We start from the raw sequence: 18,283 nt of genomic DNA, 5'->3' as shown, positions 1-18,283 counted from the left end.
GAATACAGGCGCAGAATCGGACCATGGATCTGCCGGTGATGCCCCCTGTGCTGCCGATGCTCGCCAAGTCCGTGGCGGCGATCCCGGCGGGCATGCAGTACGAGGCGAAGTGGGACGGGTTCCGGGCGATCGTCTTCCGCGACGGGGACGAGGTCGAGCTCGGCAGCCGTACCGGTAAGCCTTTGACAAGGTATTTTCCCGAGCTGGTGACGGCCGTGCGGGAGCGGTTGCCTAAGCGCTCGGTGGTGGACGGGGAGATCGTGATCGCCCGGGAGGGGCGGCTGGACTTCGACGCGCTGACGGAGCGGATCCACCCGGCGGACTCGCGGGTGCGGATGCTGGCCGAGCGGACACCGGCCTCGTTCGTCGCCTTCGATCTGCTGGCGCTGGGGGACGAGTCGCTGATGGACGTCCCGCTGACCGACCGGCGGGAACAGCTGACCAGGGAGCTGTCGGGCGTGACGGCGCCGGTGCACCTGGCTCCGGCGACCACCGACATCGAGGTGGCGCGCAGCTGGTTCGAGCAGTACGAGGGGGCGGGCCTGGACGGGGTCATCGCCAAGCCGCTGACCGTGCGCTACCGCCCGGACGAGCGCGCCATGTTCAAGATCAAGCACGAGCGGACGGCGGACGTGGTCGTCGCCGGGTACCGCCTGCACAAGAGCGGCCCCGTGGTGGGCTCGCTGCTGCTCGGTCTGTACGACGACCGGGGCACTCTCCAGCACGTGGGCGTGTCCGCCGCGTTCCCGATGAAGCGGCGCGCCGAGCTGGTGGAGGAGCTGGAGCCGCTGCGCATGGACGACGTCGAGGGGCATCCGTGGGCGGCCTGGTCCGACGAGGCGGCGCACGAGAAGGCCCGGCTGCCCGGGGCGCCGAGCCGCTGGTCGGGCCGCAAGGACCTGTCGTGGGTGCCGCTGAGGCCGGAGCGGGTGGCCGAGGTGGCGTACGACCACATGGAGAACGGGCAGCGTTTCCGGCACACCGCCCGTTTCCGCCGCTGGCGCCCGGACCGGACTCCGGAGAGCTGCACGTACGCGCAGCTTCAGGAGCCGGTCCGCTACGACCTGGCGGAGATCTTCGGGGCCTGAGGGCTCAGGGGCTCAGGGCTGCATCAGCACCTTGACCGCGCCGTCCTGCTTGCGCTGGAACATCTCGTAGGCGTGCGGGGCATCCGACAGCGGCACCCGGTGGGTGGCGAAGTCCTCGACGCCGAGCGGGTCCTCGTCGGTGAGGTACGGGATGATGTCGTCGCTCCAGCGGCGGACGTTGGCCTGGCCCATCCGGATCTGGATCTGCTTGTCGAAGAGGGTGAGCAGCGGCATCGGGTCGGCCGTGCCGCCGTAGACACCGGACAGCGAGATGGTGCCGCCGCGGCGCACCAGGTCGATGGCGGTGTAGAGGGCGGCGAGGCGGTCGACGCTGAAGCGGTCGGCGAGCGGGCCGCTCAGTTTGCGGGGCAGCATCGCCGAGGCGTTCTGCATCATGCGCGCCGCCGCGCTGCCGTGGGCCTCGGTGCCGACCGCGTCGATCACGGCGTCGGGTCCGCGGCCGTCGGTCTCGTCGCGGATGGCCGCGACGAGTTCCTTCTCGTTGTCGAAGGACCTGAGGTCGTACGTCTCCACACCGCGCGAGCGCGCCCGGCGCAGCCGCTCCGTGACCAGGTCCACGCCGAACACCCGCCCGGCGCCCCGTACCTGGGCGACGCGGCAGGCCATGTCGCCGATGGGTCCGAGGCCGAGCACGGCGATGCTGCCGCCCTGCGGAACCTCGGCGTAGGCGACCGCCTGCCAGGCGGTGGGCAGGACGTCGGAGAGGTAGACGAAACGGTCGTCGGGCGGGCCTTGTGGCACCTTGATCGGGCCGTACTGCGCCTGCGGGACGCGCAGGTACTCGGCCTGGGCGCCCGGTACCGCGCCGTACAGGCGGGTGTAGCCGAACAAGGCGGCGCCCATGCCCTCGCCGTGCACCTGGGTGGTCTCGCACTGGGTGGGCAGGCCGGTGAGGCACATCCAGCAGTTGCCGCAGGCGATCTGGAAGGGCACCACGACCCGGTCTCCGGCCTGGAGGTCCGGGACGCCGGCGCCGACCTCCTCGACGATGCCGATGGGTTCGTGGCCGAGGATGTCCCCGGGGGTCATGAACGGCGTGAGCACCTCGTACAGGTGCAGGTCGGAGCCGCACAGCCCGCTGGAGGTGATGCGGATGACCGCGTCCGTCGGTTCCTGGATCTCCGGATCGGGCACGTTCTCCACCCGGACGTCCCGCTTGCCCTGCCAGGTCACTGCCCTCATCGCCTCGCGCTCCCTCCGTCAGCGTGCGCGTCGGTCGGCCGGCGAGGCCCGGGTACCCGGGCGTCCCGCGCTGAACCTTGACCTTGAGCCGATCGGCGGACGAAGCGAAGACGTTCCATCACAATCGATCGAGTATGGCCATCGGTGGACATACAAGTGCACAATCGAGACAAATCGATGACATGAGGCCGGTGGCGACGGTGGGCAGGGAACGAGGGGCGCGCGGACGGCGCGCCGCGACGACAGCGGCGCTGCTGGCCGCCACGGTGACGGCCGCCCTGACGGCAGGCTGCACCGGCGGGGGCGGTCCCGGCGACGACGGACGGGGGTCCCCCAGGGAGGTGGAGCAGGGGACATCGACCTCGGCGACCGGCGCCTCCGTGCTCGCCGTCAAGCTCGACAACGCCGCCGCGGCCCGGCCGCACACGGGCGTCGACGCCGCGGACGTGGTGTACGCGGAGCAGGTCGAGGGCGGGCTGAGCCGGCTGATCGCGGTGTACGCGACGCAGTTGCCGAAGACGGTCGGCCCGGTGCGCAGCGCACGCGAGTCGGATCTGGAGCTGCTGCGCCAGTTCGACCGGCCCATCCTCGCCTTCTCCGGCGCGCAGAAGAAGCTCCTGCCGCTGATCGACAGGGCACCGCTGCGGCCGGAGACGCCGGGCAGCGCCTCCGACGCCTTCTTCCGCGGCTCCGGCAAACCCGCCCCGCACAACCTCTATCTGCGGCCCGAGCGGCTCCTGCCCGAAGCACCCGGACAGGACGCCCTGACCACCGGCTTCCGCTACGGCTCCGCCCCGGCCGGCGGCACGGCGACGACCTCGCAGACGGTGCGCTACCCGGCGGCCCGTTTCACCTTCACCTGGTCGGACTCGCGGGACCGCTGGCTGGTCGGCATGGACGGCGCGCCCGCCACGACGGCCGACGGGAAGCAGATGGCGGCCGCGACGGTCGTCGTGCAGTACGTGAAGGTGCGCGCGTCCGTCTTCCGCGACTTCCTCGGCAACAACACGCCGTACACCGAGACGGTGGGCTCCGGGAAGGCCAAGGTGCTGCGTGACGGGCGGGCCTACGACGTGAACTGGAAGCGTGCGGACGCCGCGGACGGCACGGCGTTCACCACCGGCGACGGCAGCCCGGTGAACTTCGCGAAGGGCCAGGTGTGGGTGGTGTACGCCAAGGCGTCCTGACCCGCGGGCCGCGTCCGTCAGCGGGGCGCCACCAGGGACTCCCCCGGGTTGCGCAGACCCTCGGCCGCGTCCGCGACCCGCCGGATGAGGTCGAAGAACACCGTCCGCTCCTCGGCGGTCAGCGGGGCGAGGAACACCTGGTTCATCCGGGCGGTGCGCACGGTCAGCTTGCGGTGGGTGCGCACGCCCTCCTCCGTCAGACGCAGCAGGAAACGGCGGCCGTCCTCCGGGTCGCGGACCTTGTCGAGGAGTCCGCGCCGGCTGAGCCGGCTGATCACCTCGGCGATGGTCGACCGGTCCAGCCCCACCCGCTCTCCCACCGTGCGCTGGTCCAGGCCGGGCTCGGCGACGAGCGTGTTGAGGACCGCGTACTGGGGCGAGGTGATCTCCTCGGAGACCATCGTGTTCCACAGCAGGTAGTGCGCCTGCTGGAGCCGCCGGGCCAGGTGCCCGGGGTGGGTGGTGAGGTCCGCCGCCGCCATGTGCACCCCTAGCTCGTTTTCGTCGGTGCACTGAACAATACTCGGCTACTCCAGGACTGTCTGCCGTCCGCGCAAGGGATCAGAGACGGAAACACCGAGGTCTTGACGCCCTGCCGTCCCGGTGGCAGCGTGAGAAAAGCTTCGCGGAAATACTCAGTGCCCTGACTAAATCTGGGTCGGGACGCTCGGAAGAGATGGGGCTTCTCGGATGGACAAGGTGGTCGCCACAGCCCTGGAGGCGGTGGCCGACGTACCGGACGGCGCGTCGCTCGCGGTGGGCGGTTTCGGGCTGAGCGGTGTGCCGAACGTGCTCATCGGGGCGCTGTACGAGCGCGGGGTGGCCGGGCTGTCGGTGGTCTCCAACAACTGCGGGGCGATGGAGTCGGGCCTGGCGGTCCTGCTGGCCGCCGGCCGGATCGCCCGGGTGACGGGCTCCTACATCGGCGCCAACAAGGAGTTCGCCAGGCAGTACCTGGCCGGTGAGCTGGAGGTCGAGCTGATCCCGCAGGGCACGCTGGCCGAGCGGCTGCGGGCCGGCGGCGCCGGGATCCCCGCCTTCTACACCCCGGCGGGGGTGGGCACGCAGGTCGCCGAGGGCGGACTGCCGTGGCGCTACGACGGCTCCGGGGGTGTCGCGGTGGCCTCGCCGGCGAAGGAGGTCCGGGAGTTCGACGGCACGGAGTACGTGCTGGAGCGGGGCATCCGCACCGACTTCGCCCTGGTCCGAGCCGCGAAGGGCGACCGGCACGGCAACCTGCTGTTCAGCAAGTCCGCCCGGAACTTCAACCCGCTGGCCGCGATGGCCGGGCGGGTCACGATCGCCGAGGTGGAGGAGCTGGTGGAGCCCGGCGAGATCGACCCGGACGCGGTGCATCTGCCGGGGATCTTCGTGCAGCGGGTGCTCGCGCTCACCCCTGAGCAGGCGGCGGACAAGAAGATCGAGCAGCGGACGGTGAGGTCCTGATGGCCTGGAGTCGCGAGGAGATGGCCGCCCGGGCGGCGCGGGAGCTGAGGGACGGCCAGTACGTCAATCTCGGCATCGGCCTGCCCACGCTCATCCCGAACTACCTGCCCGAGGGCGTGGAGGTCGTCCTCGAATCGGAGAACGGCATCCTGGGCACCGGCCCCTACCCCAACGAGGACCAGGTCGATCCGGACCTGATCAACGCCGGGAAGGAGACGGTGACGGTCCTGCCGGGCGCGTCCTTCTTCGACTCGGCGCTGTCGTTCTCGATGATCCGGGGCGGGCACATCGACGTGGCCGTGCTCGGCGCCATGCAGGTGTCCGAGCGGGGCGACCTGGCCAACTGGGCGATCCCCGGCAAGCTGATCACCGGGATCGGCGGGGCGATGGACCTGGTGCACGGCGCCCGCACGGTCGTCGTCGTCATGACGCACACCGCCAAGGACGGCTCCCCGAAGATCCTCACCGAGTGCGCCCTGCCGCTGACCGGCAAGGGGTGCGTGAACCGGATCATCACCGACCTCGGCGTCCTCGACGTCACCGACGACGGGCTCGTCCTGGTCGAGACCGCGCCGGGCGTGACCGCCGCCGAGATCGTCGCCAGGACCGACGCCGAACTGACCGTGCCGGAGGGCGTGAAGTGAAGGACGTCTACATCGTCGACGCGGTCCGCACGCCGATCGGCCGCTACAACGGCGCACTGGCCGGCGTGCGCCCGGACGACCTGGCCGCGCACGCCATCCGCGAGCTCCTGACCCGTACCCCGCAGTTGGACCCGGGGCGAATCGAGGACGTGTACTTCGGCAACGCCAACGGCGCCGGTGAGGAGAACCGCAACGTCGGCCGGATGGCCGCCCTGCTCGCGGGCCTGCCCACCTCCGTGCCGGGTGTGACCGTCAACCGGCTGTGCGCGTCCGGACTGGAGGCCGTGATCCAGGCGGCCCGTGCCATCGCGCTCGGCGACGCCTCGATCGCGCTGGCCGGCGGGGTCGAGTCGATGACCCGGGCGCCGTACGTCCTGCCGAAGAGCGACAAGCCCTTCCCGGCCGGGCACACCGAGCTGTACTCCACGACCCTCGGCTGGCGCATGGTCAACCCGCGCATGGAGCCGCAGTGGACGATCCCGCTGGGCGAGAGCGCGGAACTCATCGCCGACAAGCACAAGATCGGCCGGGAGCAGCAGGACGAGTTCGCGCTGCGCAGTCACGAAAAAGCTGCGGCGGCACAGCGACAGGGCCTGTTCGAGGGCGAGTTGGCCCCCGTGACGATTCCCCAGCGCAAGGGTGACCCGGTGCTCTTCGCCGCCGACGAGAGCGTCCGTGCGGATGCCTCCCGGGCGGCGATGGCCAAGCTGAAGCCGTCGTTCCGTCAGGAGGGCGGCACGGTGACGGCGGGCAACGCGTCGCCGCTGAACGACGGTGCGGCGGCGCTGCTGCTCGTCGACGAGGAGGGACTGAAGGCCACGGGGCGCGAGCCGCTGGCCCGGATCCGTGCGACGGGTGTGTCGGCGAGCGACCCGCACTACTTCGGGCTCGCCCCGGTCGAGGCTGTCAACCGGGCGTTGGCCAAGGCGGGCAGGGGATTTGGCGACCTGTCCGTGTTGGAGCTGAACGAGGCCTTCGCGGCCCAGGTACTGGGCTGTGTGGCCGAGTGGCCCGAGTTCGATCCCGCGATCCTCAATCCGCAGGGTGGTGCGATCGCTCTCGGGCATCCGCTGGGTGCGTCCGGGGCTCGGCTCGCCGGCACGGTTGCCCATCAGCTGGCCCGGCGTGGCGGCGGTGTCGGTGTCGCCACGCTGTGTATCGGGGTGGGCCAAGGACTCGCCCTCGTACTGGAACGCTAGGCGAGCCGCGCGACTCCAGGCCGTCTGTGGCTGGTCGCGCAGTTCCCCGCGCCCCTTTGGTGCGCGATCCGGAAGAACCTTTCAGGGGACCCCATGACTCTCACCCAGCACGACATCGACCAGGAGATCGCGGCCGAGCGCGCCGCGTACGAGAAGCGGCTCGCCGACGGCGGGCCCGTCGAGCACCAGCCGCGTCGCGACTACGCCCCGTACCGCTCCTCGGTGCTCCGCCATCCCAAGCAGCCGCCGGTCACGATCGACGTCAGCAAGGACCCGGAGCTGGTGGAGCTGGCCTCCCCGGCCTTCGGGGAGCGGGACATCACCGAGATCGACAACGACCTCACCCGGCAGCACGACGGCGAGCCGATCGGTGAACGCATCACCGTCTCCGGGCGGCTGCTGGACCGCGACGGCCGCCCGGTGCGCGGCCAGCTCGTGGAGATCTGGCAGGCCAACTCGGCGGGCCGCTACGCCCACCAGCGCGAGCAGCACGACGCCCCGCTGGACCCCAACTTCACCGGCGTGGGCCGCACGCTCACCGACGCCGAGGGCCGCTACCACTTCACCACCATCCAGCCGGGCCCGTACCCGTGGCGCCAGCACCTCAACGCCTGGCGGCCCGCGCACATCCACTTCTCGGTCTTCGGCACGGCGTTCACCCAGCGGCTCGTGACGCAGATGTACTTCCCGAGCGATCCGCTGTTCCCCTACGACCCGATCATCCAGTCGGTGACCGACGACGCGGCCCGGCAGCGGCTGATCGCGACGTACGACCACGGCCTGTCGGTGCCGGAGTTCTCGATGGGCTACCACTGGGACATCGTGCTGGACGGCCCGAACGCCACCTGGATCGAAGAAGGGCGCTGACCTGCCATGACGAAGATCGACACCAGCAGGCCGGAGAGCGTGCTGCCCACCCCGTCGCACACCGTCGGCCCGTTCTACGGCCACGCCCTGCCGTTCCGCGGCGGCGAGGACATCGCGCCCCTCGGGCATCCGGACACGGTCACCGTGCACGGGTACGTCACCGACGGCGCGGGCAACCCACTGCCCGACGCCCTGATCGAGCTGTGGGGCGCGGACCCGGACGGCAACGTGCCGACGGCCGACGGTTCGATGCGCCGCGACCCGGCCTCGGGCGGCTTCCTGGGGCGCAACGGCGTGGAGTTCACGGGCTGGGGACGTATCCAGACCGATGCGAACGGCCACTGGTACGCGCGCACCCTGCGGCCCGGCGCGCGCGGGCGGAGCGCCCCGTACATCAGTGTGTGCGTCTTCGCGCGCGGGCTTCTCGTGCACCTGTACACCCGCATCTACCTGCCGGGCGACGAGGCGGTGCTCGCCGCCGATCCGCTGCTGTCCCGGCTGGAGGACGGACGCCGCGACACGCTGATCGCCGTGGCGGAGGCGGGCGGCACGTACCGTTTCGACATCCGCCTTCAGGGCGAAGGCGAGACGGTCTTCCTGGAGTTCCAGTGACAGCTGCCCCTGGCGACACCGGCCTGCTCGCCCCCGGGTGGGCCGACTCGGCGGCCGCGTCCGCCACGAGCGACCACGCGTATCTGCGGGCGCTGCTCGACGCGGAAGCCGCGCTGACCCGGGCCCAGGCGGCGCTCGGGCTGGCCCCCGCCGAGGCGGCGACGGCTGTGACCGAGGCGGCCGACGCCGGCGCCTTCGACGTCCGGTCCCTCGCCGAGCGGGCCCGCGCGGGCGGCAATCCGGTCATTCCCCTGGTCGCGGAGCTGACGAGGACCGTCGGCGAGGAGTACGGCCCCTACGTCCACCGGGGCGCGACCAGCCAGGACATCATGGACACCGCGACGGTGCTGGTCGCCGTGCGCACCCTGGACCTGGTCCTCGCCGACCTCGGCCGCACCGCAAAGGCCCTGTCCCGCCTGGCCGCCGAGCACCGTGACACCGCGATGCCGGGGCGGACACTCACCCAGCACGCCGTACCGACGACGTTCGGGCTGAAGGCGGCCGGGTGGCGGTCGCTGGTCCTCGACGCGCGGGATCGGGTGAAGGCCGTACGAGAGTCTCTGCCCGTCCAACTCGGCGGCGCGGCGGGAACATTGGCGGCCTTCGGGGCGTACGGCGCGAGCGATCCGACCGCGCTGCCGGTGGCGTACGCCCGCGAACTCGGCCTCCGGGCACCCGGCCTGCCCTGGCACACCCTGCGGACGCCCATCGCCGATCTCGCGGGGTGCCTGGCGTTCACGGCCGGCGTGCTCGGCAAGGTCGCCGTGGACGTCCTCACGCTGTCGCGCACCGAGATCGCCGAGGTCGCGGAGAGCAGCGGCGGGGGTTCGTCCGCCATGCCCCACAAGTCCAATCCCGTGCGGTCCACCCTCATCGCCTCCGCCGCGCGGCGGGCACCGCAGCTCGCGGCCACGCTGTACGGGTCGCTGGCGGCGGAGGACGAGCGGCCGGCCGGGGCCTGGCACGCGGAGTGGGAGCCGCTGCGGGACCTGCTGCGGCTGGCCGGCGGGGCCGCCCGGGACGCCGTCGAGCTGGCGGAGGGACTGCGGGTCAGGCCCGAGGTCATGCGCGAACACCTGGATCTCACCCACGGGTTGATCGTCTCCGAGCGGCTGTCCGCCGAGCTGGCCCCGGTGCTGGGCCGCGCCCGCGCCAAGGAACTCCTGACCCGGCTGGCCTCCGAGGGGCGCCCGCTGGATCGGGCACCGGAGCTGGCGGACGCCGACCTCGATCCCACCCACTACACCGGCTCCGCCGGAGCCCTCACCGACCGTGCTCTGGAGCGACGTTGAAACTCCTCGCCCACCGTGCCGAAGGGCCCGCTTCCGCACCCCCGCTGCTGCTCGGACCATCGCTGGGCACGTCGAACGCCCTGTGGGACAAGGTGGCGCCCGAGCTGTCGATCACCCATCGGGTGGTCCGCTGGGATCTGCCGGGGCACGGCGGCTCGGCGGCCGATCTCATCCGTGCGGGCGCGACGGTCGGTGACCTCGCCGACCTGGTGCTGGCGCTCGCCGACTCGCTCGGCATCGAGCGGTTCGCGTACGCGGGGGTGTCGCTGGGCGGGGCCGTGGGGCTGCATCTCGCGGTACACCGTCCGCAGCGGCTGTCGTCCCTCGCCGTGATCTGCTCCTCCGCGCACTTCAACGGGGCGAAGCCCTGGGATGAGCGGGCCGCGCTGGTGCGACGGGAAGGGCTGGCCGGGTTGGCGGAGAGTGCGGACGCGCGCTGGTTCACGTCCGGTTTCACAGTGCCCGAGCTGGTGGACGACCACCGTCGCGCCGACCCGGACGCGTACGCCGCCTGCTGTGACGCGCTCGCCGCTTTCGATCTGCGGGACCGGCTGCCCGAGATCGCCGTGCCGACCCTGCTGGTGGCCGGACGGGACGATCCGGCGACACCGCCCGCGCATCTGCGTCAGATCGCGGACGCGGTGCCGGGTGCGGCGCTCGTGGAGATCCCGGGCGCCTCGCACCTGGCGCCCGCGCAGTGCCCTCAGGCGGTGCTGACCGCGCTGCGCGCGCACTTCGACGGGCCTGCCGGGCGCGGTATGGAGGTGCGGCGCGAGGTGCTCGGCGACGCGCACGTCGACCGGGCGCAGGCCCGGCAGACCCCGTTCACGGCGCGGTTCCAGGACTTCATCTCGCGCTACGCCTGGGGCGAGATCTGGACCGACCCGACGCTGTCGCGCCGCGAGCGCAGCATGATCACCCTGACCGCGCTCGTCGCGCACGGCCACTACGAAGAACTGGCCATGCACGTCCGGGCGGCGCGCCGCAACGGGCTCACGCCCAAGGAGATCGGCGCGGTGCTGCTCCAGACGGCGGTGTACTGCGGGGTGCCGGCGGCGAACTCGGCGTTCGCGACGGCGCAGCGGGTGCTGGCCGAAGAGGACGGGGCCGCAGGGTGACCCCGCTGGTCGTAGTCCCGGCGGAATCTCGCTCAGTCCCGCACGACGTGCCTACGGTGGAGGCATGCCCACCATCCTGATCACCGGCGCCACCTCGGGGCTCGGCCGGTACGTCGCCTTCGAACTCGTCCGCTCCGGGCATGTCGTCCTCGTCCACGGCCGGGACGCGGGCCGCACCGAGCGGCTGGCCGGGGAACTGCGCGCCGAGGGGGACGCCGAGGCGTTCGTCGCCGACCTGGCCTCGCTGGCGCGGGTGCGCGAGCTGGCCGGGCACGTCGCCGACGCGCACCCCGAGCTCGACGTGCTGGTCAACAACGCGGGCGTGGGGTCCGGGAGGCCCGGTGCGGGCCGTGAGCTGAGCGCCGACGGGCACGAGTTGCGGCTGGCGGTGAACTATCTGGCGCCGGTCGTGCTGACCCGGGCCCTGCTGCCGGTGCTGCGGGCGAACGCGCCGGCGCGGATCGTCAACGTCGGCTCGGCCGGTCAGGAACCCCTCGACGTCGAGGACCCCGAGTTCACCCGCGGCTACGACGGCGTGTCGGCGTACTGCCGCAGCAAGTTCGCGCTCGCCGCGCACACCTTCGCGCTCGCCGGGGAACTGGACGGCACCGGCGTCTCGGTGAACGTGTTGCACCCGGCGACCTACATGGACACGGCGATGGTCCGCGAGGCGGACGTCACGCCGTGGAACACGGTCGCCGACGGGGCGGCCGGTGTGCTGGCCCTGGCCACGCGCGACCTGGGCAGCGGCCGGTACTACGACGGGACGAGCCCGGCACGGGCCCATGAGACGGCGTACGACCCCGGGGTGCGCAAGCAACTCGCCGCGGTGACCGACCAGTTGCTCGGCGCCTGAGCTACCCGGGTCCGGCACCCGCCTCCAGTGCCGCCCGTGCCCTGTCCGCCAGTCCGTCCGCGCCGCAGGAGACCGCCAGGTCCAGGCCGCGGTGGAGGTCGGCCGCCGAGCGGGCGGCGATGCCGTACTCGATGCGGGCCGCCGCGTGCTCGTACTGGCAGGGCGAGGACTCCAGGTAGGTCACGGCCTGGGCGGCGAGGCGGACCGCGCGCTGGCCGGCCTCCAGCGCCGCGGCGCAGCGCAGGGCCTCTCCTATGGCGGTGTGCGTGCCGAAGCGCTCCGCCTGCCGACGGACATCGACGGCGAGCCGGGCTGCGCGGGCCGGGTCCTCGGTGGCCAGGGCCCGGGCGAGGTCGGCCGCCCAGGGGACGAGCACGGGGTTGTGGTGGCCGCGCGCGGCCGCCGCCTTCTCGGCGGCCTCCAGTTCGTTGATGCCGTCCTTGGTGCGGCCGACGGCGAGCAGCAGCCGGCCGCGCACCGCCGGCGGATCCGGAAGCACTATCGTCGACGGGTAGGGCGGGGCGAAGCCATACCGTTCGGCGACGTCCCAGGCCTCGTCGACATGACCGCGGGCGAGCAGCGTGTCGACGAGATTGCAGGTCACGGTCCAGTACAGGGGCAGTCCGCGACCGACCCGCTCGGCGAGGGGCAGCGCCTCGCGCAGGGACTGTTCCGCGTCCTGCAGACGGCCGCGCCTGCGGTGCGCGACGCCGACGTAGGCGTGCGCCAGGGCGAGGTGTCCGCCGGTCCAGCCGGCGATCTCGTAGGTACGCACGGCCTCGTTGAAGAGGCTTTCGGCGCGGTCGATGCGGTCGGTGAAGGCGTACGCGTTGGCCAGCATCAGCAGCAGTTCGATGCCCCACTCGCTGCCGGTCCACCCGAGTCCGGGGGCCAGGCGGCCGTTGACGAGGGCGCGGTCGCACAGCTCGACGACCTCCTCGGCGTTCTCACCGTGCATCAGGGCGTCGAAGCCGCGCAGGATGAGCAGCGCACGTTCGGAGTTGTCCCGGCCGGTGCAGGTCCGCGCGAGCTCGGCCAGGCGCTCGGAGCGGCCCGGTGAGGCCACCTCACCGGCGTGGATCCCCTGCCACATGATGCGCACGGCCTCCAGCCGCATCCGGGCGGGTCCGGGTTCCAGCCGGGCCGCCTCCGACTCGACCATGCGGACGGCCTCCTCCAACTGGTCGTTGTGGACGAGTGCCTGGGACAGGCGGACGACGGCGTCCACCCGGTCGTCACCGTCGAGGCCGGGCATGCCGAGCGCGGTCCGCAGGTGGCCGATCGTCCTGGCGGGCACGGTCAGGAGGGTGGCGCAGCCCAGTTCGTACAGGACGTGTGCGTGGACCTCGGGCCGGGGTGGTTCCTCCAGCGCGCGTTCCAGGCAGCGGCGGGCCGCGTCGGGCGCGCCGACGGCGAGGTGCTCGCGGGCGGCCTCGCGCAGTTGCCCGACGAGTTCCTCGTCGTCGTCCGGGTGGACTTCGAGGAGGTGGCGGGCGGAGGCCGCGGCGCCGTGTCCCTCGTCGGTGACGATGCGGGCGGCGATGCCGTGCATGGCGGTGCGCAGGGCGTCCGGGATGGAGTTGTAGACGTCGGTGGCGATCAGCGGGTGGACGAACTCCAGGTCGCCTTCGCCGGGGCGGCCGGTCGTCGGGTCGGGGGCGGTGAGAATGCGGGCGGTGCGCAGCAGTTCGGCGCAGCGCCGGGCCTGGTCGGGCTTCAGGGTGGAGAGCTTGGCGACCAGGTCGATGGAGATGCCGGTGCCGAGGATGGCGGCGGCCCAGGCGAACCTGGTGGCATCGATGCCGAGTTCCTCCAGGCGGGCGACGAGGCCGCCGCCGCGGGCCGAGCGGTTCAGCTCGCGCAGTTCCCCGGCCCTGGCCTCGACCGGTTCGAGTTCGCTGTCCCGCACCTTGGCGAGGAGTTCGACGGTCTCGTAGGGGTTGCCGGCGGTGACGGCCCACACCTCGCGGCAGAACGCGGCGTCGGCGTGCTCGCCCAGGGCGGCGCGGGTGAGTCCGGCCGTGGCGTCCGGGGTGAGGGCGCTGAGGGTCGTGACGGGGCCGTCCGCGGCGGCGGCGACGGTGTCGAGGTGCCGGGCGCTCGCGCCGGAGACCGCGCCCGGGCGGCGGGTGACCACGACCAGGAGGGACATCTCGTCGAGGCGCTCGGCGAGCCCCGCGAGCCAGTGCAGGGTCTCCTGGTCGGCCCAGTGGGCGTCGTCGATCAGCAGCACCAGCGGCCACTCCCGGCGGGAGAGCCGGCGCACGGCGGCGACCAGGCCGTCGCACACGCCCTGCGGGTCGGCCCGCCGGTCGCCGGGGTCCGCTATGCCGAGAGCTGGCCCGGCGATGTCGTACCAGTCGCCGAGGTACTCGCGTGCCTCCTCCGGCAGCATCGACACCAGCGCCGGTTGCAGCAACTGCCGTACGACGTTGAAGGGGACCGACCTGAGGGTCTCGCCGCCGCGTGCCGACCAGACCGTGCAGTTGCGTGCCTCGGCGATGCGGCGGGTTTCGGCCAGCAGCGCGGTCTTGCCGAGTCCTGCCTCGCCGCGGAAGACCAGCAGCCCGCCGGACGAGGAGCGGTCCGCGCACAGGCGGTCGACCGCCCGCGCGACGGCGGCGACTTCCTCGTCGCGCTCCCACAGGGAAGCCGAGGCGCCGGCCGTGGGCCGTACCTCCGTCATACCGCTACCTCCCCAAGTCGCCCGAATGACGTACGGACGTCGAGCGTAGTCCTCCGATTGCCTGAGTGCAGCGCGGACAGGGCACCTGTTGCCGTGACGGGTGACACGGGGTGCGGCCGGACGACGCGGTCGGCCCGTCACCAGGCGCCACCGGGGTCAACGGCGCGCGCTGGCACGGGAGGTGACGTTCATTCACCGGGAACGGGACACGCGGCGCGGCCGCCGGGCGCTAGCCGCCGGGCGCTGGTCGCGGGGTCGGTGGGCAATCTCATCGAGTGGTACGAGTTCGGCGTCTACGGCTACTTCGCGACGATCATCGCGGCGCGGTTCTTCACGCCGGAGGGCGGCAGCGAGGCCGAGGGGCTGGTGAAGACGTACGCGTCGTTCGCGCCGGCGTTCTTCTTCCGGCCCGTCGGTGCGGCGCTTTTCGGCCACCTGGGCGACCGGGGCGGCCGTCGTCCGGTGCGGGACCCGCAACCCGGTGCTGATGGAGATGCTCGGGGGCTTGCTGCCGGGGGTGGCGGTACGCACCTCGGACGAACTCGGGCTGCCGTCCGACGCGAAGGAGGCCTACGCCTTCGCGGTCCTGGGGTTCCTGACCCTGCACTGCCTGCCCGGCACCGAGCCCACGAGCACCGGGGCCCGGCATCCGAGCGTGCTCGGGTCGGTGACCCCGGGCCGGGACGGGCTGCGCCTTCCCCCGCCGGCCGGCCGCAGGCCGACGCGCCTGCCGCTGGGCTGACGCGATCCGTTCGGCTCCTCTCATGCCACTTTCACCCACGCCTCATACGGTGGGGGCATGACGCAGGAGACTCCTCCCGGGTGGTACCCCGACCCCGGACAGAAAAGTGACGGGCCCGCCACCGAGCGCTGGTGGGACGGCAGGGCCTGGACGGACCGCATCCGTCCGGCGGAGCCGACCGCGACCTGGGGTCCCCCTACGCAGCGGCCGACGGCGGGGGCCTCCCCGACGGATCCGGCGCCTGGTGATGCGCCGTTGTCGGGTCCGGCACCCTCAGCGGATACGTCGTCCTCAGGGGATACGTCGTCCTCCGGGGCCACGTCGTCCGCGGGGGAGCCGGGGCCCTCTGGGCAGCCGGGTGATGCGGGGGCACCGGGAGCCGCCGGGCATCAGGGTGGTGCCGGGGATCCGGCTGGCGCCGGACAGCCGACCGGCGTTGGACAGCCGGAAGCGGGGCAGCCGACTGGTGCCGGGGCACCGGGGGCTGCCGGGAGTCCGGGTGGTGCCGGCGCGCCAGGAGCCCCGGGGTATCCGGGTCATACCGGACAACCCGCAGCCGCCGGGAGTCCGGCCGGCGCCGGGCAGCCGACCGGCGCCGCAGCCCCAGGAGCCTCCGGGCATTCGGGCAATGCCGGACAACCGGGAGCCGCCGGGTATCCAGGCGGCGTTGGGTATCCAGGCGGCGCCGGGTATCCAGGCGGCGTCGGATACCCGCCCGGCACTGGGCATCCGGCCGCTCCCGGGTATCCCGCCTACCCCGCCGCGCCTCCGGCCGCCGGCCGAGGGCGAGGCTTGCGGATCGGGATAGCCGTGGCGGCAGCCGTCGTCGTGCTCGCCAGCATCGGTGTCGGCGTGTACGCCCTGACCGACAACGGCGGCTCGGGCGGCGGTTCCGCCACCTCGCAGGCGCCGGGCGGCCCGGGCGGACCCGGGGGCCAGGGCGGTCCGTTCGGCGGGCCCGGCGGCGGATCCGGGGGTTCCGGCGGTGACGGCGGATCAGGTGGCTCCGGCGGCTCCGGTGGGCCCAGCCCGGCGCCCGAGCAGTCCGAGCCGCCGAAGATCAGGAGCGGGTCGGTGACCGACGCGGTCAGCGGGATCAGCCTGCCGATCCCGCAGGGCTGGTACGGCCAGGAGATCACGGCCGGCGCCCAGATGACATCCGACGACTCCTACAAGTGCCCCGGCGACACCACCTCGACCTGCACGAAGGGCGGAGCCTACTCGGCACCGGCCCTGGCCCTCGGTATCAAGGGCGGCACCGCCGAGGAGGTCGCGAAGGCGGACATCGCGGCGAACGCCGAGGAGTCCTACGGCGGCAAGTCCTACGGCGGGATCACCTCCCACGACGTGCTGGCCGCCAAGTCCGTGACCGTGGCCGGGCAGAAGGGCTATCTGGTCCGCTGGAAGGCCGTCACGAGCAAGGGCGCCGACGGCATCGTGGAGTCGCTCGCGTTCCCCTCCCCCGCGAACGCGGGGCAGATGGTCGTCGTGCGCTTCGGCATCGACGCCGACCAGAAGGAGTCCGTCCTGGACGAGATCACCAGGGGCATCAAGGTGTCGACGGACGGCGGCAACGGCCAGGACGTCTGACCGGCCCGGACGCCAACGCATGGGGACCAGACGGCCCGCGCGCTCCCCGGACGCCGTCGGCCGGGTGGGGCGCCCCCGCCGCTCACAGGGGAACCCCACCCGGCCGGAGGGTGCGCGCCGCCCCCGTCCCCACGGGTCGGCGCGGTCGGGTCGCCGTCCGGTCATCCGTGGACGGCGGCCCGGGTCTTACGTGAGGCCGAGTGCCGGCAGCACGGCCGCCTCCACGAACCGGACAAGGTAGTCGGGGTCCGCGTCCTCGCCCTCCAGGACGGGCCGGATGCGCAGGACGCCGAACATCTGCGCCGGGATGTACTCCAGCGCCGGATGATCGGCGGGCACCTCCCCCCTTTCGACCCCCCGCCGGATGATCTCCTTCAGCGCGGCGATCTCCGGTTCGACCAGCGCCTCGCGCAAGGCGCGCTGCAGCTCGGCGTCCTGGGGCGCGGCATGGGCGAGCGCCTGAAGGAGCTTGGTGTCCCGGCCCGACAGCTCGCCCGCCGCCCGGGCGGCCTCGCGCAGGTCGTCCGCGAGCGAGCCGGTGTCGATGCAGCGCGTCCGCCGGTGGGAGCGCAGCGCCGCCGCCACGAACTGGGGCTTGGTCTTCCACTGACGGTAGAGCGTGGACTTGCTGCACCGGGTGCTGGCCGCGATCCCCTCCATGGTGACGGAGTCGTAGCCGCACTCGCGGAGTTGCTCCAGCACGGCGTCGTAGAACTCCTGCTCACGCTCGGGCGTGATCTTGGAGCGGCGAGAGGAACCGACCGGCTCGGGTCGGTCCGCAGCCTGCGACGTCACGGGCTGTGCTCCTGGCCTTCCTCGGACGGCCGGAAAATTCCCGGCCGGCGGTGTGTCTTTCATCTATCGATACGCCAGTGTACCGGTACGAGACCGTATCGGTACGCACTCGTACCGATAACAGCATCACCGTCACCGAAGGGGCCGGGGGATGAATGCCCGGACCGAGCCTGCGCCGGCGGGGTCCGACGCGATAGCGCGACCGCCGCTCGTCCGGGAGTTCCTGCTCGTCGCAGGGCTCTTCCTCGTCTACAAGTTCGGCCGGCAGCTGGCCACGGGGCACACCGGCGAGGCCTTCCACAACGCCTACCGCGTGTGGGACTTCGAACGAGCGGTCCATCTGCCCGGCGAGGGGACGGTGCAGTCCCTGCTCCTGCACGGCGACGGCCCGGTGCACCTCGCGAACACCTACTACGCGGCCGTCCACTTCCCGGCCACGGCCGCCTTCCTGATCTGGCTCTACCTGCGCCGCCCGGCCCACTACGTGTGGGCCCGCCGGGTGCTGGCCGCCGTCACCGCCGCCGCCCTGGTGCTACACCTGCTGTTCCCGCTCGCCCCGCCGCGCATGCCGGCCGCGACCGGCCTGGTGGACACGGCCCAGGTCTACGGTCCGTCGGTGTACGGCAGTCCCGCGACCGACTCCCTGTCGAACCAGTTCGCCGCGATGCCGTCGCTGCACTTCGGCTGGGCCCTGATGGTGGCGGTCGGCCTGGTCGTGGCGACCCGCTCGCGGTGGCGCTGGTTGTGGCTGCTGCATCCCCTGCTGACGCTGCTGGTGATCGTCGGCACCGCGAACCACTACTGGCTCGACGCGATCGCGGCGACGGGCCTGCTGGGTGTCGCGCTCGCGGCGATCCACCTGCCGCACCGCACGGCGACGACGGCGGACCGCGGGCAGGGCAGGCTCGTACCGGCCCAAGCCCGGATCCGGACCGAGGAGCAAGTGCTCGCGGGGCCG

Annotated in this window: 14 protein-coding genes and 5 pseudogenes; 15 read left to right on the top strand and 4 right to left on the bottom strand. The window is 72.7% G+C overall.

What is annotated here, in order from left to right:
* Positions 1-23: 23 nt before the first annotated feature.
* A complete protein-coding gene (locus ACIBNA_RS10550) occupies positions 24-1,088 on the top strand; it encodes an ATP-dependent DNA ligase (RefSeq protein ID WP_399164832.1) in 1,065 nt (354 codons plus the stop codon).
* 12 nt (positions 1,089-1,100) lie between these two features.
* Here the strand turns inward: ACIBNA_RS10550 and ACIBNA_RS10545 are convergent, their stop codons facing one another.
* Entirely contained in the window at positions 1,101-2,291 is a 1,191-nt protein-coding gene (locus ACIBNA_RS10545) for a zinc-dependent alcohol dehydrogenase (RefSeq protein ID WP_399164831.1), read from the bottom strand.
* A 182-nt stretch (positions 2,292-2,473) separates the two neighbouring features.
* Here ACIBNA_RS10545 and ACIBNA_RS10540 point away from each other — a divergent pair, with 182 nt between their 5' ends.
* Positions 2,474-3,478: a DUF3048 domain-containing protein gene (locus ACIBNA_RS10540; RefSeq protein ID WP_399164830.1), complete on the top strand. Its 1,005-nt coding sequence runs from the start codon at positions 2,474-2,476 to the stop codon at positions 3,476-3,478.
* Positions 3,479-3,495: 17 nt separating this feature from the next.
* Here the strand turns inward: ACIBNA_RS10540 and ACIBNA_RS10535 are convergent, their stop codons facing one another.
* Positions 3,496-3,960: a MarR family winged helix-turn-helix transcriptional regulator gene (locus ACIBNA_RS10535; protein ID WP_274821073.1), complete on the bottom strand. Its 465-nt coding sequence runs from the start codon at positions 3,958-3,960 to the stop codon at positions 3,496-3,498.
* 208 nt (positions 3,961-4,168) lie between these two features.
* On the opposite strand from ACIBNA_RS10535, the gene ACIBNA_RS10530 reads away from it, so the two are divergent.
* The 8 genes from ACIBNA_RS10530 (at position 4,169) to ACIBNA_RS10495 (ending at position 11,512) form a co-directional block, all read left to right on the top strand.
* Positions 4,169-4,924 carry a CoA transferase subunit A gene (locus ACIBNA_RS10530; RefSeq protein ID WP_399164829.1) on the top strand — a complete coding sequence of 252 codons (756 nt, stop codon included), beginning with the start codon at positions 4,169-4,171 and terminating at the stop codon, positions 4,922-4,924.
* Positions 4,924-5,568: a CoA transferase subunit B gene (locus ACIBNA_RS10525; protein WP_399164828.1), complete on the top strand. Its 645-nt coding sequence runs from the start codon at positions 4,924-4,926 to the stop codon at positions 5,566-5,568. The genes ACIBNA_RS10530 and ACIBNA_RS10525 overlap by 1 nt, the downstream gene beginning before the upstream one ends.
* Positions 5,565-6,767: a thiolase family protein gene (locus ACIBNA_RS10520; protein ID WP_399164827.1), complete on the top strand. Its 1,203-nt coding sequence runs from the start codon at positions 5,565-5,567 to the stop codon at positions 6,765-6,767. Before ACIBNA_RS10525 ends, ACIBNA_RS10520 begins: the two co-directional genes overlap by 4 nt.
* 93 nt (positions 6,768-6,860) lie before the next feature.
* On the top strand, positions 6,861-7,634 hold the full coding sequence (pcaH, locus tag ACIBNA_RS10515) for a protocatechuate 3,4-dioxygenase subunit beta (RefSeq protein ID WP_399164826.1): 774 nt from the start codon (positions 6,861-6,863) through the stop codon (positions 7,632-7,634).
* Positions 7,635-7,640: 6 nt separating this feature from the next.
* Complete coding sequence (gene pcaG, locus ACIBNA_RS10510) at positions 7,641-8,246, top strand: protocatechuate 3,4-dioxygenase subunit alpha (RefSeq protein WP_399164825.1); 606 nt, start codon at positions 7,641-7,643, stop codon at positions 8,244-8,246.
* A complete protein-coding gene (gene pcaB, locus ACIBNA_RS10505) occupies positions 8,243-9,538 on the top strand; it encodes a 3-carboxy-cis,cis-muconate cycloisomerase (protein ID WP_399164824.1) in 1,296 nt (431 codons plus the stop codon). The genes pcaG and pcaB overlap by 4 nt, the downstream gene beginning before the upstream one ends.
* Positions 9,535-10,656, top strand: coding sequence for a 3-oxoadipate enol-lactonase (gene pcaD, locus ACIBNA_RS10500; RefSeq protein WP_399164823.1), 1,122 nt, complete (start codon positions 9,535-9,537; stop codon positions 10,654-10,656). The genes pcaB and pcaD overlap by 4 nt, the downstream gene beginning before the upstream one ends.
* A 64-nt stretch (positions 10,657-10,720) precedes the next feature.
* Positions 10,721-11,512: an SDR family NAD(P)-dependent oxidoreductase gene (locus ACIBNA_RS10495; RefSeq protein ID WP_399164822.1), complete on the top strand. Its 792-nt coding sequence runs from the start codon at positions 10,721-10,723 to the stop codon at positions 11,510-11,512.
* Position 11,513: 1 nt separating this feature from the next.
* Here the strand turns inward: ACIBNA_RS10495 and ACIBNA_RS10490 are convergent, their stop codons facing one another.
* On the bottom strand, positions 11,514-14,198 hold the full coding sequence (locus ACIBNA_RS10490; RefSeq protein WP_399164821.1) for an ATP-binding protein: 2,685 nt from the start codon (positions 14,196-14,198) through the stop codon (positions 11,514-11,516).
* A gap of 243 nt (positions 14,199-14,441) precedes the next feature.
* Between ACIBNA_RS10490 and ACIBNA_RS10485 the strand changes: the two are divergent.
* The 4 pseudogenes from ACIBNA_RS10485 to ACIBNA_RS10470 form a co-directional block, all read left to right on the top strand.
* Positions 14,442-14,663: pseudogene (locus tag ACIBNA_RS10485) on the top strand (MFS transporter); the annotation flags it as partial.
* Between the two features lies 1 nt (position 14,664).
* Positions 14,665-14,940, top strand: a pseudogene (locus tag ACIBNA_RS10480) (anhydro-N-acetylmuramic acid kinase); the annotation flags it as partial.
* A 57-nt stretch (positions 14,941-14,997) separates the two neighbouring features.
* Positions 14,998-15,111, top strand: a pseudogene (locus ACIBNA_RS10475) (DUF2510 domain-containing protein); the annotation flags it as partial.
* A 531-nt stretch (positions 15,112-15,642) separates the two neighbouring features.
* Positions 15,643-16,530 (top strand): annotated as a pseudogene (locus ACIBNA_RS10470) (hypothetical protein); the annotation flags it as partial.
* A 186-nt stretch (positions 16,531-16,716) separates the two neighbouring features.
* Here the strand turns inward: ACIBNA_RS10470 and ACIBNA_RS10465 are convergent.
* Positions 16,717-17,325 (bottom strand): TetR/AcrR family transcriptional regulator, encoded by a 609-nt coding sequence (locus ACIBNA_RS10465; RefSeq protein WP_274821064.1) that lies wholly within the window; start codon positions 17,323-17,325, stop codon positions 16,717-16,719.
* A gap of 151 nt (positions 17,326-17,476) precedes the next feature.
* Between ACIBNA_RS10465 and ACIBNA_RS10460 the strand changes: the two are divergent.
* Positions 17,477-18,280, top strand: a pseudogene (locus tag ACIBNA_RS10460) (phosphatase PAP2 family protein); the annotation flags it as partial.
* Positions 18,281-18,283 lie beyond the last annotated feature (3 nt).

The sequence above is a fragment of the Streptomyces sp. NPDC050164 genome (assembly GCF_044459945.1).
GTDB classification, from domain to species: Bacteria; Actinomycetota; Actinomycetes; order Streptomycetales; family Streptomycetaceae; genus Streptomyces; species Streptomyces coeruleorubidus_A.
The sequence above is the reverse complement of the archived record's forward strand: the minus strand, read 5'-3'. Positions and strand labels throughout refer to the sequence as shown.